We start from the raw sequence: 15,466 nt of genomic DNA, 5'->3' as shown, positions 1-15,466 counted from the left end.
GCTTGCGCTTCTAGCTCTCTTATCCTATTATTTACGGTATGTAAAGAGAATAAAATACAACTTCTACTCTCTTTCTTTTTGCAGTATATCTTTTAATTCTTCAATAAATACATTTAAATCTTTAAATTGACGATATACAGAAGCAAAACGTACGTAAGCAACATCATCAATATCGCGAAGTTCTTCCATGACAATTTCACCAATCATATCACTTTTCACTTCTGATATACCTAAATTACGCAGTTCACGTTCCACGCTTTGTGTTACTTCTTCTAATTGTCTTAAAGATACTGGTCTTTTTTCACACGCTTTAATTAAACCACGTAAAATCTTTTCTTTATTAAACTCTTCTCGTGTGCCTTCTTTTTTTACAACGATAAGAGGTGACTCTTCTACCCTTTCAAAGGTCGTAAAGCGACTTAAGCAGCTTTCACACTCTCTCCTTCTTCGAATAGAGCGCCCCTCGTCTACCGGACGCGAATCTAACACTCTTGTACCATTATGAGAACAGGATGGACAACGCAATACATTCACTCCTTTACACTATACTCTTTATTTTTCTCTACTCACTTCACCTAAAATATATATACAATATTATATAACTCATTCTAACTCTCTTACCACTTTAAGTTTCAGCGCATCACTTTATCATCTCATCCTTAAAAATAAGATGGTATATAGAGCACTACCTCATTTGCAAGAATCCAATTTATTCAACTAACGAGTACGTTATATTTTTCCTTTTTTATAAACTAAAAAAGAGGTGCATTATACACCTCTTTACATTTTAAATCAATTATGTTCTTTTTTAAAGAGCTTTTGTTTCTCTCTGCTTAATTTCGAAGCTACCAGTTCCTCGAGGAAGCTCGATGCTCTCACGCGTTTTCGCGTTTAAACCTTCTGCAATATATTCTGCAGCAACATTTGGATCAATACGATCCCCACAAGTATAAACATCAATACTTGCGTAACCGTGCTCCGGAAAGCTATGAATTGTTAAATGTGATTCCGAGATAATTACTACTCCACTTACACCTTGTGGTGCAAATTTATGGAAAGCAACCTCACGCACTTCAGCACCAGCTTTTAGTGCTGCATCCACAAATAATTGTTCAATATACGGCATGTCATTCAGTTTGTCGAAATCGCAATCCCAAAGTTCAGCAATCACGTGACGACCCATCGTATCCATAGTATCCATTCTACAGTTCCCCCTTGTAAATTTATTCTAACTGTTCGAATTGAAAACTAATTTGCAATTTGGCTTGCTCCACTACCACGGGGGAAAGTTAGTCCAGAGAGGTCCTAACCCTTTAAGTAGTGACTACGTACCTCAGCTCTTAAGTTTACGAGTGTTAGTATACTTTGTTTATTTTCATTTTGCAACAACAGTTTTTTCGATTTTCTGTCATATTTTCCTCTTTACTTTTCCCTAAAAAAAATAAACGATTCACAAATGCAGTAATCACAATGCTTCGTGGTATGTCCACTTTTTTAAATATACTTATATAATTTTTTTCCTTTTCAGAAAAAATTAAAAAAAGAGGGCAAATGTTGCCTTGCCCTCTTCTCCCTTATTCACTTAAATGTGTTGCACATTTTCTTGTTTCGCTAACTCTTCAACAACTAACGTTACAAGATCTACAACACGACGAGAGTAGCCCCACTCGTTATCATACCAAGCAAGTACTTTCACTTTACGATCACCCATTACCATTGTAGATAAACCATCAATAATAGCTGAGTGTGTATTTGTATTAAAGTCGATAGATACTAAAGGCTCTTCGCTGAATTCTACAATACCTTTTAACGCACCGTTTGCAACAGTTTTGAATGCATCGTTAATGGCTTCAACTGTCACATCGCGTTTTACATCTACTACTAAATCAACAAGAGACACGTTTGGTGTTGGTACACGAAGTGCCATACCATGAAGTTTTCCGTTTAAATGTGGAAGAACTTTTGCTAGCGCTTTCGCAGCACCTGTCGTTGTCGGAATGATTGATTGTCCGCAAGCACGTGCTCTTCTTAAATCTTTATGTGGGTTATCAATATTTTTTTGGTCATTTGTATAAGCGTGAACTGTCGTCATTAAACCGTTTTCAATTCCAAACTGCTCATCTAACACCTTCACAACAGGCGCTAAACAGTTTGTTGTACAAGATGCATTTGAAATAACAGTATGTTTTGTAATATCTAATTGGTCTTCGTTCACACCAACTACAATTGTTACATCTTCATTTTTACCAGGCGCTGTTAAAATTACTTTTTTCGCTCCAGCTTCAACGTGAAGAATTGCTTTTTCTTTTGAATTAAATTTACCAGTTGCTTCAATTACAACTTCAACACCTAAATCTGTCCAAGGCAATTCCTTTGGATCGCGGTTGTTTAAAAGGCGAATCATTTTTCCATCAACTAATAAGTGATCTTCAAATGCTTCTACTGTTCCGTCAAACTTGCCATGAACTGTATCATATTTAATTAAGTGTGCTAACGTTTCAGATGGATAGCTTGCATTGATTGCTACAATTTCGAATGCGCTTTCTTTTATTGCTTGACGAAATACCATTCTCCCAATACGTCCAAATCCATTAATTGCCACACGAGTCATAATATGTTATCCCCCTTGAATGCGTTATACTATTTATCTCCAATCCCAATAATAGTATAACACAAAAAGGGGATATGTCACTAAGCATTTTCATTAATTTCACAATTTTTTAGTCAATAATGTTCCACTTCTTTAAAATTACCTGCAATTGTGTTTTCGTTCCCATAATTGTGCCATCATTATTTATCACTTCATCTGCATTTTTCACTTTTTCTTCTAACGGCATTTGAGATTGAATACGAGCTGTTGCTTCTTCTTCTGAAAAGTTATTTCGTTTCATTAAACGTTCTAATTGCGTATGCGGCTTAACCGCTACAACTAAAATGCGGTCAACGAGACTTGTTAATTTGCTTTCAAATAAGAGAGGAATATCTAACACAACCGCTTGCATACCTTCTTTTATGTACATTTCCTTTTGCCTATTCATTTCCTCACGCACTGCAGGATGAACAATTTTATTTAACTGCAATCGTTTTTCTTCATTATAGAAAACGACACTTCCTAGTTTTGGACGATCTAGTTCTCCACCTTCTTGTAACACTTCCGTTCCAAATACTTCTACTATTTTGTTATATGCTGGTTTTCCTCGCTCTACAACTTCTCGTGCAATAATATCTGCATCAATAACTGGTATGCTCAGTTCACGAAACATTTGAGACACTGTACTTTTTCCACTTGCAATGCCTCCTGTTAATCCAATTACTACTGTCATCATAATCCTCCTCATAATAAAAGGCGCGAAACTAATGTTCCACGCCCATACTTACATTTTCCAAATTCCAATAATAATGAGTAATACTCCAGGCAGGAATGTAAATTTTTGTAACCACTTCATATTCGATAAAACCGTTCCAAGTTTCATTCCAATAAATAAAAACAAAGAACTCATAATTGCAACTAATATCGCCATCATAGCGGGTGCATACCCTAATAAAGATGCACCAATTCCGGCACCAAATGAGTCTACAGAAAGAGCGATACCAAGAAGCAATGCTTCTCCTGCAGAAATGGTGCCTGATTTATCAAAATCTGCTACAGTCGGTTTCCGTAAAATTTGAATCACTAGCCCTAGCGAGGCAATCTCTAATTTCCAGACCTTCTCCTCTTGCTTCGGTTCTTCTTTTTTCTCACTTCGAAAAAATTGATATAATACCCAAATCCCTATTCCAATAAGAACAAGCCCACCGATACGCGTTGCGATAACAGGTGAAAATACTTTCGCGATCATATGTCCAATTCCCATTGAAACAAGCATAACAGCCGCTGAACACATTCCGATAATTATAATTGATCTTAGTGGAATTCTTACGCTTCTTAAACCATATGTTAGCCCTACACTACAGCTATCCAAGCTTAATGTAAAAGCTAATAAAATAAGAGATAAATAAAGGTACATCGGTAAGCTCCTCCCTTATACATAGCTCTGCTGTATGTATATGACAAATGCCTATCCGATGTTATCTCTTTTCTATATTCTAGGCTGACAAATTGGGCAGTAATGCGTTCCTCGCCCGCCAACAACTGTTTTTTCTAATATCGTGCCACAAGTTACGCACGGCTCTCCTTTTTTCCCATATACATTTAGGAGTTCTTGGAACGAACCAATTTGCCCTTGTGAGTTGATATACGTCCGAATTGTACTTCCGCCACGCTTTACTGCTTCGCCTAGCGTTGTAACGGTAGCCTCATAAATTCGCTCAATTTCTTCTACTGTTAAAGACGAAGCTTCTCGTTCCGGATGAATTTGAGAACGGAATAAAACTTCATCTACATATATATTTCCAAGCCCTACTAAAAGACGCTGATCCAGTAGCACAACTTTTATTTTACGATTTGTCTTTTGTAATCTTTCTTGTAAATACTGCGGTGTCATTTCAGCATCAAATGGCTCCGGACCTAAGTCCGCAAGAGGCATTTGGTTCATTTCTTCACCTTTCTTAAAGAGATGCATCGTACCAAACTTTCTCACATCTTTATAATGTAATTCCGTTCCATCTGTAAATAAGAAACGGACGTGCGTATGTTTATCAATCGGCTCATCCTCTTGATGTAGTAAAAACTTACCTTCCATACGCAAATGTGAAACAATAACATAATTCGTTACATATAAAAGCAAAAACTTTCCTCTTCGCTTTATATTTTCAATCTTCTCGCCTTTTAGCATTTCTTTAAAGATTTCTGCATCATCCGGTCGTTTCACTATTTTTGGATAAGTAACAATAACATCTTCAATCGTTTTTCCTGTTACAAGATTTTCAAGTGTCCGTCTGACGTTTTCAACCTCTGGTAATTCAGGCATTTCATCACTTCCTTATTTTGCGTCGTACCAAGTTGGACCGTAAGAATAATCAACTTTCAGCGGAACTGCAAGTTCAATTGCATGCTCCATTACTTCAGGTACAAGCTTCTCTAATTTTTCAATTTCTTCTTTTGGCGCTTCAAATATCAATTCATCGTGTACTTGCAGAAGAAGACGTGCTTGTAATCCTTCTTCTTCTAAACGATCCGCCATAATAATCATCGCTTTTTTAATAATATCTGCGGCAGTACCTTGAATTGGTGTATTCATCGCTGTACGCTCAGCGAAGCTACGTAAATTGAAATTACGACTCGTAATTTCTGGAATATAACGGCGACGATTTAATAATGTAGCCACATATCCTTTTTGTTTCGCATCTTTTACGATGTCCTCCATGTATTCTTGTACACCAGGGAAACTTTCTAAATACTTTTCAATAAATTCCGCTGCTGCTTTTCTTGTAATTCCTAAGTTTTGTGAAAGACCATAATCACTAATACCATATACAATTCCGAAGTTAACAGCTTTCGCTTGTCGTCTCATATTTGAAGTTACTTCATCTTTTTTAACGCCAAATACATCCATAGCTGTTTTCGTATGAATATCCATATCATGTTGGAATGCTTCAACTAGCCCTTTATCATTTGCAATATGAGCTAATACACGCAGTTCGATTTGTGAGTAATCAGCCGCATACATAATCCATCCTTCTTCTGACGGAACAAATGCCTGACGAATCTTTCTTCCTTCTTCTAATCGAATCGGGATATTTTGCAAGTTCGGATCCGTTGAACTTAATCGACCTGTTTGCGTTAACACTTGATTAAAGCGAGTATGAATTTTAGATGAATCTTCATGTACAACTTTCAATAAACCTTCAATGTAAGTTGAATTTAGTTTCCCTAATTGACGATAATGTAAAATATTTGGAATAATTTCATGGTGATTCATAAGCTTATCTAGTACATCAGCTGACGTAGAATAACCTGTTTTCGTCTTTTTAATAACCGGCAAGTTTAAGTTCTCAAACAGAATAACACCAAGCTGCTTCGGTGAATTAATATTAAATTCTGTTCCCGCAAGCTTATAAATTTCCTGTTCCATTTCCTTTAATCTACCCGCAAGTTCTTCTCCCATATTACGAAGACGCTCTGTATCAACTTTTACACCCTTTACTTCCATATCAGCTAATACACGTGCAAGCGGCAATTCTAACTCTGTAAACAGTTCATATTGCTCATTCTTCTTTAACTCTTCAACGAACGTTTGCTTTACATCATATAATACATGCACTTTACGAGCCACATGCTCCGCTACTACCTCTAACTTTGGAACAGCACGCTTCGCACCTTTTCCGTAAACTTCTTCATCAGATTTCACAGCATGCGTTTCTTTCATTTTCGCTACAGTACGGAAGTCTTTATCCGTATCAGCTGGATCAAGTAAATAAGCAGCGATTAATAGATCAAAGTCAATCCCTTGCATATCTATCCCATTCCATTTCAGTGCAACGATTGCACGCTTCGCATCAAATGTATGCTTTCTCATTTCTCCATCTGCAAGCCACTCTTTAAAAGCATCTGACTTAAGAGCAATGTCTGTCTGAATAAAGTAACATCCATTTTCATTTTGAATACCGAAACCTTGAATGTCTGCTTTATGATAGTTATCTTCTTGTACTTCAACGATAAGCGCACTATCTTGCTGAAGCATTTCTTCTGTAACTTCTTCCACAATATCAAATGTAATATCATCTAATTCAGCTGGAGCAGTTTCTTCTGGCGTAACGCCTAATTTATTTAAAAGAGATGTAAATCCTAAACTCTCGAACATTGGAATGACATCACTTGCTTCATATCCTTTATACGCCATATCATCCACATGAACTGTAATCGGCGCATCTGTAATAATAGTTGCAAGATCCTTACTCATAAGAGCTTGTTCTTTATTTTCTTCCAGTTTTTCTTTTAATTTCTTCCCACTTACTTGATCTATATTTTCATACACCGCTTCAACCGTTCCAAACTGTGTTAACAATTTAATTGCCGTTTTTTCACCAACTCCTGGTACACCTGGTATATTATCTGACTGGTCTCCCATTAAACCTTTCATATCGATAATTTGCTTTGGTGATAAGCTGTATTTTTCAAATAAAGCTTCTTTCGTATATTCATCCACTTCTGTAATCCCTTTTCGCGGAATACATACAAGCGTGTTATCAGAAACAAGTTGAAGTAAATCTTTATCTCCTGAAATAACTTTTACACTTGCCCCTTGCTCACTCGCTTCTTTCGCTAACGTTCCCATGATGTCATCCGCTTCATAATTTTCTAATTCATAACGCGGTACATTGAACGCATCCAGCATCTCACGAATAAACGGGAACTGCTCTGATAATTCAGGTGGAGTCTTTTGACGCCCTCCTTTATACTCACTATACGTTTTATGACGGAACGTTGTTTTGCCTGCATCAAACGCCACTAACATATGAGTTGGCTTTTCTTCCTCTAATATTCTCATTAACATCATTGTAAAACCGTAAATTGCGTTCGTATGTATACCTTTGTCGTTATTTAAAAGCGGTAGTGCAAAGAAAGCACGATACGCGATATTATTACCATCTACTAATACGACCTTTTTTTCCAAAATTGAAACCTCCCCATACAAATTTGAAATGATTTTTTTCACAGAAAAAAACCGTTCCTTTCCTCTCTCTATATTAACATGACTAATAGAGAGAAGAAAAATAACGGCTATTTTCTTTCATATATAAAACAGACTTATATTGGCATAAAGGGAAGTGACGAGAACAGCTTAACTATTCTCGTCCAAAATTACTCCTTGGATGAAGGGGTTTTCATGTATTATATTAACAGAGCTTTATTAATATTTAATTAAGCCATTGTTAATATATTGTAAACATCCTTCATCCTATTTTTCAGTTGCTGATTTCGGTAAAACAACTGTAAACGTTGTCCCTTCTCCAACTTCACTATCTACTGTAATCGTACCTTGATGCGCCTCAACTAAATGCTTTACGATCGACAACCCAAGGCCGGTACCACCAGTATTTCTACTTCTTGCTTTATCCACCCGGTAGAAACGTTCAAAAATACGCGGAATTTCCTCTTTACTAATACCAATTCCAGTATCCGATACTTTTATATAAGCATTATATTTATCTTCCGCTAACTCTACTGAAACAACGCCTCCAGCCGGTGTATATACGATTGCGTTATTAATTAAATTAATAAAGATTTGTTTCAAACGACTTGGATCTCCAATAACAGAGGCACGTTTTAATACATTCACTTGTAAAGAGATTTCTTTTTCTCCTGCTTTATTATCAAGCACCATATGAATATCTTCAAGCAGCCCCTTCATGTCAACGGTTCCCATATTTAATTTAAATCCTTGTTGTTCGATCTTCGACAAATCTAATAAATCTTCAATTAATCCTTGCATGCGCTCACTTTCTTTTAAAATAATGTGCAAGAAATGTTCGCAGAATTTTTTATTATCCATCGCTCCGTCTAAGAGTGTTTCTGAAAAACCTTTAATAGAAGTAATCGGTGTCTTTAATTCATGAGAAACATTCGCTAAAAAGTCTTTTCTCATTTGTTCTAATTTCTTTAACTCTGTTATGTCATGGAATACGAGAACAATCCCTTTCCATTCATGGTTTGTCCCGATAATCGGCGCTCCATATACTTCGAAATGCTTCCGTTCAATTCCAAGTGGCAATAACATTTGTTTACGCACTTTCACTTCTGTCATAAAGATTTCTTCTACAAGCTCAATAATTTCTGTATGATGAAACGATTCATAATATAAGCGATCTAAATATTCTTCATCTGTTACGTGGAAAGTTTCCTTATAAGAGCGGTTTACAAGGTTTATATATCCTCGGCTATCAATTAAAATCATTCCGCTTCCCATATTTTCAATTAACGTATGCAGACGATCTTGCTGCATTTCTTGTTCAAGTGTCATCTCTTGTAAATTTCGAGCTAAAATATTAATCGCTTTACTCAGCATTCCTGTTTCATCCGAATGACTTTCGTATGCACGTGCTTTATAATTACCCTTTGCCAATTCAATTGCAACTTTCGTAACCGATTCAATTGGCCTAATATATTGCCCTGTAATTTTCATACCTAAAAATACAACTACGAGACAAGCAATGACAAATCCGATAATTAATAATCCCCACGTTTTTTGATGTACGTCTCTTAAAGGATCAATTATACTTTTCACCAAAATGTATCCTTGTTTTCCTTCTACATCTTGAACGAACACGGCATGATAAAATTCATTCTTTCGATCCTTTTCTTTCGTAATCACTTTACTTCGTTGTTTTGCCACTTCCGAAGAAAGTTCTTTAATCGTCTCTGGACTAAATGCCAATTCTTGTCCTTTTCTATATTGAACTTTCTTTTTTTCATCCAAAAATACGATAGAAGCTGGTATTTTTTCTTCTAACTTTTCAAATACGTATGGATTTTTTAAGACATTATTAAAACCTTGCTCTTCTGCTAACGTCGCAACATACTCCGTCTCTTTTACCATTCTCTCTTTAGCATGATCTATATAGTAGTTTTCAAACACAGTTTCTAGTAATAAACCTAGTCCAACTAAAATAAATACAATAAGAGAAACAAATGTAAAAAGAAGCCTGGAACGAAATTTATTCATTCCCTTTTGGCTCCTCTAATTTATATCCTAAACCACGTATCGTTTTAATGTACGTCGGTTTTTTCGTATTTTGTTCAATTTTATCGCGCAAATGGCTAATATGAACATCAACAATTCGTGTATCACCAGCAAAATCATAATTCCATACAGCACTTAATAATTGATCACGTGTCAACACGCGACTTTTATTTTTCGCAAGATACACAAGTAGTTCAAATTCTTTTGGTGTTAATTCAAGCTTTCTTCCTTGGAAATAAGCCTCATAAAACTCCGGTAAAATTTTAAGTTCTGCAATTGTGATGCTATCTTCATCTGGCGCTTCTGCAACTTGTTCTTCTTGTTGTAATTTCGTGCGGCGCAAAATTGCCTTCACACGAGCAACAACTTCTCTTGGACTAAATGGCTTTGTCATATAATCATCTGCCCCAAGTTCAAGGCCTAGCACCTTATCAAACTCATCATCTTTTGCCGTTAACATTAAAATCGGCGTCATAACGCGCTGCAATCGTAATTCTTTACACACTTCCATACCATCCATTTTCGGAAGCATTAAATCTAATATAATTAAATCTGGGCGTTCTGTTGTCGCTTTTTGAAGCGCCATTTCTCCATCCATCGCTGTTATAACTTCAAACCCAGCTTGTTGTAAATTAAATTCGATTAAAGTTAAGATAAATTCCTCATCATCAACTACTAAAATACGATTGTTCATTCTTTTCCTCCAAGTTATAGACTTGAAACCTTCTTCATCCTAGTATTTTCCCCGTTATTCTCATCATACTAGAAAACAAGGTCCCTCTCAATATAATTGTCTATTCATGGAGATCGTTTGTGTAGAATTGAGAAAATAGAAGTAATTACGATTCACCTGCAACTACACAGGATTTTGCCAAACTTTATAGATTGCCCTCTCTTCTTTAAAGCTCACTTCCGTATGAACTATAAAGTGAAACTTTAATCAGTGGGGGGGGCATTCCCCACTGATTATTAGTTGAATCGATCGGGCTTTTACGGGCAGTTGATTCCCCACCTAACTTCTTTACTTTCGCTGAATTTTGAGGTGGGATCTTACTGCCCGTTAATGCGGGATAAAATCTTGATTTTGTGCTAGGAAAAACGAAAGAGCATACGCTATTTTATAATCTGGTGTTTCATATCCATCAAATACTCTCCCGTACATTTCATTCACAAACCCGTCTGCCCACACTTCAGCTTCTCTTACCGTTTCAAAGATCGCGTCTTCTCTTTTCCACCTCACCTAAAAAATCACTCCTTTAATTGACTTCAATTACCGATAATAATATTATTAATCTTAATATATAAATTAATAATATTTGGAGGTCTATTATGCGACTAATACTATCCATTCTATCTTTAGCAATCACATGTATCCTTGCTTTTGACGCTCCTAGCTGGGATACGATTAAAACGGGTTGCTCAGAATTTGCTGAAGGGTTCAAAGAAGGGTTTTTCAACTAAAAATAGCGCTAGCATCCTTATTAAAGGTATGCTAGCGCTATTTTTATTTTCATCTTTTAAAAGTTATCTAATGCTTTTTCCATAATGGAAACAGATTTATAAGGTGGCGTTACTGTTAATGAACCCTTTACAACAGTTTCTCCTTTTTCATCATGAGCAGATACAAGCATATCAATTGTATGTTCCTCCTCAGAAACAGCCACAACTTCAAAGTGGATTTGTAACGTTTCATAATGGTGAACATGTTTCACGAATGTAAGGTCCTTTCTCGTAATATGACTTCCTGGACCCGGTAAATATTTCGTAACCGCCGTTGTAATCATTCCCGTTAGCATAATGCTTGGTACAATCGGCTTTTCATACGGAGTTTGGGATGCGTAATCATGCTGAATATATAATGGATTGGCATCATTCGTTAACCCTAAGTACAATAACAAATCTTTATCCTCAATTTTTTCAGTGATAGATAATTTCTCTCCTACTGTAATTTCATCCATTTTACGACCAATTTGAACTTTTTTCTTTAACATGTTACAACCCCCTCCGATTTTTTCACCTTATTATCCTACTAAAAGCGATACCTTATCCGAAATTTACTATGATGAGGGCAATGTATAGTATAAATCTACAGTTTCATTATAGGATATTACAAATGATAGCGTTTTCATATTATTTCAAAAAAACAATTCGGTAAATAGTAGAAAAAGATTCGGAATCCCGAATCTTTTTCACTACTATTCAATTATTAAACAAGAACTTTCATTACGTTACGTACAGATTCTACAGAGCGATCTAACGCTTCTTTTTCATCTGCAAGAAGTTCTAATTCAATAATTTTTTCAATTCCGTTACCACCTAGAATTACTGGTACCCCTAAGTAAAGGTCACTATAACCATACTCACCTTCAAGGTACGCAATAGCCGGTAATACACGGCGTTGATCTTTTAAGATTGCTTCTGTCATTTCAACTAAAGAAGCTGCTGGTGCGTAATATGCACTACCGTTTCCTAATAAGCCTACAATCTCACCGCCACCTTTACGTGTACGTTCTACGATTGCTTCTAAACGCTCTTTCGGAATTAACGTTTCTAACGGAATACCGCCTGCATATGAATAACGCACAAGAGGTACCATGTCGTCACCGTGTCCACCAAGAACAAATCCTGTAATATCTTTTACAGAAAGATTTAATTCTTGTGCGATGAATGTACGGAAACGAGCTGTATCTAATACACCCGATTGACCGATAACACGCTCTTTCGGGAATCCTGCTTCTTTAAATACAGAATATGTCATTGCATCAACTGGATTTGTTAACACAACAATAATTGCATTTGGTGAATGTTTTGCAATGTCGCGCGTAATACTTTTCATAATTTTAGAGTTTGTTGCTACTAAGTCATCACGGCTCATACCAGGCTTACGTGCAATACCTGCTGTAATAACGACAACGTCAGAATCAGCAGTATCTGCGTAATCAGATGTTCCAATAATGTTAGCATCAAAACCTTGTACTGGGCTCGCTTCTAACATATCTAACGCTTTCCCTTTTGTTGGATTTTCCAGTTGTGGAATGTCCACTAATACAACATCTGCCAGTTCTTTTTGTGCTAATAAGAATGCCGTTGTTGCTCCTGTAAATCCTGCACCGATGACTGAAACCTTCTTGCGTTTGATTGTCATAATTTACCCCCCGCTTTAATTATGCGTTTTTGATTATCGCTACATCCATGTTTTTAATAAGTTCATTAGCGAACTCAGAACATTTCACTTCTGTTGCACCTTCCATTAAGCGTGCGAAATCATAAGTTACTACTTTTGAAGCAATTGTTTTCTCAACAGAAGCAGTTACTAATTTCGCAGCTTCGTTCCATCCTAAGTGTTCTAATAATAATACACCTGAAAGAAGAACAGAAGATGGGTTTACTTTATCTAAACCTGCATATTTTGGAGCTGTACCGTGTGTAGCTTCAAAGATAGCATGTCCAGTCACATAGTTAATGTTTGCACCAGGTGCAATACCAATTCCACCTACTTGTGCAGCAAGTGCATCAGAGATATAGTCACCATTTAAGTTCATTGTTGCAACAACATCGAACTCACGTGGACGAGTTAAAATTTGTTGTAAGAAGATGTCTGCAATAGAATCTTTTACGATGATTTTTCCAGCCACTTCAGCGTCTGCCATCGCTTTATTCGCTGCATCTTTACCATCTTTTTCAACGATACGATCGTATTCAGCCCAAGTAAATACTTTGTCGCCGAATTCTTGTTCCGCTACTTCGTAACCCCAGTTTTTGAAAGCACCTTCTGTAAATTTCATAATGTTTCCTTTATGAACTAATGTAACAGAAGAGCGTTTTTCGTTAATTGCATATTGAATTGCAGCACGAACAAGACGCTTTGTCCCTTCTTCTGAAATCGGCTTAATACCAATACCAGATGTTTCTGGGAAGCGGATTTTATTAACACCCATTGCTTCTTTTAAGAAAGCAAGAACTTTTTCTGCTTCTGGAGATCCTTGTGCATATTCAATTCCAGCATAAATGTCTTCTGTATTTTCACGGAAAATAACCATATCAGTATCTTCCGGACGTTTTACAGGTGAAGGAACACCTTCAAAATAACGAACTGGACGTAGACATACATATAAATCTAATTCTTGACGAAGTGCTACGTTTAGAGAACGAATACCACCGCCAACTGGAGTTGTAAGTGGACCTTTAATCGCGATTAAATATTCACGAATTAAGTTTAAAGTTTCTTCTGGTAACCACTCGCCTGTTTGGTTGAATGCTTTTTCCCCTGCAAGCACTTCTTTCCAAACGATTTTCTTCTCACCATCATAAGCTTTTTCAACTGCTGCTTCTAGTACGCGAGATGCAGCCGCCCAAATATCAGGACCAATTCCATCTCCCTCGATAAATGGAATAATCGGATTGTTTGGTACATTCATAACACCATTAGTTACAGTAATTTTTTCACCTGTCGTCAATGTGATAACCCCCATGTTTGAAATTTCATATGTATGAAACTGAGGGAATAACCCCTCAGTTCAAACCGTTAGTCAAATTAAAATATTCTAATCATTACATCTTTCCGAAAAAATCAGACTTTTGAAAGCGTATTTTCACTATCAAAATAGTGTTATTCGCTTATCGTTGTGCAATTGGAACATACACTTGATGCGTTGGTCCATTATAATCAGCACGCGGACGAATTAAACGGTTGTTTTCATATTGTTCTAGAATATGAGCTAACCAGCCTGACATACGGCTAATTGCAAAAATAGGTGTAAATAAGTCATGGTCAATTCCTAAACAATGGTATACAGAAGCTGAATAGAAATCAACATTTGGTGGAAGACCTTTTTCTTTTGTTACAATGTCTTCAATTTTGATAGACATATTATACCATTTCTCTTCTCCTAAAAGCACGCATAATCTCTTAGACATTTCACGTAAGTGTTTTGCACGTGGATCACCCTGCTCATACACACGGTGGCCAAAGCCCATGATTTTCACTTTATTTTGAAGAGCATTATGAATATATGACTCTACATTTTCTTCTTCACCAATCTCAGTTAACATCTTCATTACATTTTCATTTGCCCCACCGTGAAGAGGACCTTTTAATGCACCGATTGCTGCTGTAATACCAGAATATACATCTGAAAGTGTAGCTACGCAAACACGTGCAGTAAATGTAGAAGCGTTTAACTCATGATCTGCATGAAGTACAAGCGCCTTATCAAAAGCTTCAATTTCAACTTCATTTGGCTCGCGATCATTTAACATGTACAAGAAGTTTGCAGCTAATGATAAATCCTTTCTTGGCTCAACAATATCTAAACCTTTACGGATTCTCGCGTAAGCAGCAACTAAAGTTCCGACTTGTGCCTGTAATTTAACCGCTTTCAAATAATTGGACTTTTCATCCATAATTTCAGCGCTCTCATCGTATAATGATAGCATGGAAATTGCAGTTCGTAAAACAGACATCGGATGTGCAATTTTTAAATCTACTTGTTTCAAATATGTTAAAATCTCACCTGGAACTTTATAGTATTCAGATACAATTTCATTAAATTCCGCTAGTTCTTTTTCATTAGGAAGCTTGCGGTGCCATAATAAGTACACTACTTCTTCAAACGTAGCATTCTCAGCTAAATCATCAATATTATACCCAACATAAGTTAATGTATCATCAATAATAGAGCTCACAGATGATGTTGTTGCTACTACCCCTTCTAAACCTCGAATAACAGTCATGACATTCTCTCCTTTTCCTGAAAATTCTCCCAACCTTGCTCCTTATATCTATTTGCTCCCCTTATGAATTATGAACGCCCGTTCACTCTTTAGGCAAGCAAAATGCACGA

Annotated in this window: 15 protein-coding genes; 1 reads left to right on the top strand and 14 read right to left on the bottom strand. The window is 36.4% G+C overall.

Going from position 1 to position 15,466, the window contains the following annotated elements; all coding sequences use genetic code 11:
- Positions 1-63: 63 nt before the first annotated feature.
- The 10 genes from nrdR to QO049_RS06795 all read right to left on the bottom strand — a co-directional run bounded on the left by nrdR (position 64) and on the right by QO049_RS06795 (position 10,863).
- The gene (nrdR, locus tag QO049_RS06840; RefSeq protein WP_001203687.1) at positions 64-525 is read right to left on the bottom strand and encodes a transcriptional regulator NrdR; all 462 of its coding nucleotides are present in this window, start codon (positions 523-525) and stop codon (positions 64-66) included.
- A 283-nt stretch (positions 526-808) separates the two neighbouring features.
- Positions 809-1,192 carry an adenosylmethionine decarboxylase gene (speD, locus tag QO049_RS06835; protein WP_098413228.1) on the bottom strand — a complete coding sequence of 128 codons (384 nt, stop codon included), beginning with the start codon at positions 1,190-1,192 and terminating at the stop codon, positions 809-811.
- Positions 1,193-1,582: 390 nt separating this feature from the next.
- A complete protein-coding gene (locus QO049_RS06830) occupies positions 1,583-2,611 on the bottom strand; it encodes a glyceraldehyde-3-phosphate dehydrogenase (protein WP_000198974.1) in 1,029 nt (342 codons plus the stop codon).
- A gap of 109 nt (positions 2,612-2,720) precedes the next feature.
- Entirely contained in the window at positions 2,721-3,323 is a 603-nt protein-coding gene (gene coaE / locus QO049_RS06825; protein ID WP_246961377.1) for a dephospho-CoA kinase, read from the bottom strand.
- A gap of 51 nt (positions 3,324-3,374) precedes the next feature.
- Positions 3,375-4,007: a sporulation membrane protein YtaF gene (gene ytaF, locus QO049_RS06820; RefSeq protein ID WP_000281743.1), complete on the bottom strand. Its 633-nt coding sequence runs from the start codon at positions 4,005-4,007 to the stop codon at positions 3,375-3,377.
- Positions 4,008-4,079: 72 nt separating this feature from the next.
- Positions 4,080-4,910, bottom strand: a complete 831-nt coding sequence (gene mutM / locus QO049_RS06815; protein WP_001114478.1) for a DNA-formamidopyrimidine glycosylase — start codon at positions 4,908-4,910, stop codon at positions 4,080-4,082.
- A 12-nt stretch (positions 4,911-4,922) separates the two neighbouring features.
- Complete coding sequence (gene polA / locus QO049_RS06810) at positions 4,923-7,556, bottom strand: DNA polymerase I (RefSeq protein ID WP_000412804.1); 2,634 nt, start codon at positions 7,554-7,556, stop codon at positions 4,923-4,925.
- 285 nt (positions 7,557-7,841) lie between these two features.
- A complete protein-coding gene (gene phoR, locus QO049_RS06805) occupies positions 7,842-9,605 on the bottom strand; it encodes a sensory box histidine kinase PhoR (protein ID WP_284489231.1) in 1,764 nt (587 codons plus the stop codon).
- A complete protein-coding gene (gene phoP / locus QO049_RS06800; RefSeq protein ID WP_001065220.1) occupies positions 9,598-10,317 on the bottom strand; it encodes a two-component system response regulator PhoP in 720 nt (239 codons plus the stop codon). Before phoP ends, phoR begins: the two co-directional genes overlap by 8 nt.
- 366 nt (positions 10,318-10,683) lie before the next feature.
- A complete protein-coding gene (locus QO049_RS06795; protein WP_016110778.1) occupies positions 10,684-10,863 on the bottom strand; it encodes a hypothetical protein in 180 nt (59 codons plus the stop codon).
- Positions 10,864-10,952: 89 nt separating this feature from the next.
- Here QO049_RS06795 and QO049_RS06790 point away from each other — a divergent pair, with 89 nt between their 5' ends.
- On the top strand, positions 10,953-11,084 hold the full coding sequence (locus tag QO049_RS06790; RefSeq protein WP_278003230.1) for a hypothetical protein: 132 nt from the start codon (positions 10,953-10,955) through the stop codon (positions 11,082-11,084).
- 56 nt (positions 11,085-11,140) lie between these two features.
- Here QO049_RS06790 and QO049_RS06785 read toward each other — a convergent pair whose 3' ends face one another.
- From QO049_RS06785 to citZ, 4 genes are all read right to left on the bottom strand, one after another.
- Complete coding sequence (locus QO049_RS06785) at positions 11,141-11,614, bottom strand: MaoC family dehydratase (RefSeq protein WP_000914181.1); 474 nt, start codon at positions 11,612-11,614, stop codon at positions 11,141-11,143.
- A gap of 215 nt (positions 11,615-11,829) precedes the next feature.
- Positions 11,830-12,768, bottom strand: coding sequence for a malate dehydrogenase (gene mdh, locus QO049_RS06780; RefSeq protein ID WP_000153232.1), 939 nt, complete (start codon positions 12,766-12,768; stop codon positions 11,830-11,832).
- A 19-nt stretch (positions 12,769-12,787) separates the two neighbouring features.
- Entirely contained in the window at positions 12,788-14,080 is a 1,293-nt protein-coding gene (icd, locus tag QO049_RS06775; RefSeq protein ID WP_000206898.1) for an NADP-dependent isocitrate dehydrogenase, read from the bottom strand.
- A 160-nt stretch (positions 14,081-14,240) separates the two neighbouring features.
- Positions 14,241-15,389: a citrate synthase gene (citZ, locus tag QO049_RS06770; RefSeq protein WP_000503652.1), complete on the bottom strand. Its 1,149-nt coding sequence runs from the start codon at positions 15,387-15,389 to the stop codon at positions 14,241-14,243.
- Positions 15,390-15,466: the final 77 nt, after the last annotated feature.

Source organism: Bacillus sp. RB3 (genome assembly GCF_030164735.1).
Lineage (GTDB): Bacteria > Bacillota > Bacilli > Bacillales > Bacillaceae_G > Bacillus_A > Bacillus_A cereus.
Note: the sequence above shows the minus strand (reverse complement) of the source record. Positions and strands in the feature narration are given on the sequence as shown.

What these genes read in the sequence shown, in the direction of transcription:
- QO049_RS06785 (WP_000914181.1), bottom strand. Translation starts at nt 11,614, where the DNA reads ATGTTAAAGAAAAAAGTTCAAATTGGTCGTAAAATGGATGAAATTACA.
- QO049_RS06830 (WP_000198974.1), bottom strand. Translation starts at nt 2,611, where the DNA reads ATGACTCGTGTGGCAATTAATGGATTTGGACGTATTGGGAGAATGGTA.
- speD (WP_098413228.1), bottom strand. Translation starts at nt 1,192, where the DNA reads ATGGATACGATGGGTCGTCACGTGATTGCTGAACTTTGGGATTGCGAT.
- coaE (WP_246961377.1), bottom strand. Translation starts at nt 3,323, where the DNA reads ATGACAGTAGTAATTGGATTAACAGGAGGCATTGCAAGTGGAAAAAGT.
- phoR (WP_284489231.1), bottom strand. Translation starts at nt 9,605, where the DNA reads ATGAATAAATTTCGTTCCAGGCTTCTTTTTACATTTGTTTCTCTTATT.
- mutM (WP_001114478.1), bottom strand. Translation starts at nt 4,910, where the DNA reads ATGCCTGAATTACCAGAGGTTGAAAACGTCAGACGGACACTTGAAAAT.
- mdh (WP_000153232.1), bottom strand. Translation starts at nt 12,768, where the DNA reads ATGACAATCAAACGCAAGAAGGTTTCAGTCATCGGTGCAGGATTTACA.
- phoP (WP_001065220.1), bottom strand. Translation starts at nt 10,317, where the DNA reads ATGAACAATCGTATTTTAGTAGTTGATGATGAGGAATTTATCTTAACT.
- QO049_RS06790 (WP_278003230.1), top strand. Translation starts at nt 10,953, where the DNA reads ATGCGACTAATACTATCCATTCTATCTTTAGCAATCACATGTATCCTT.
- ytaF (WP_000281743.1), bottom strand. Translation starts at nt 4,007, where the DNA reads ATGTACCTTTATTTATCTCTTATTTTATTAGCTTTTACATTAAGCTTG.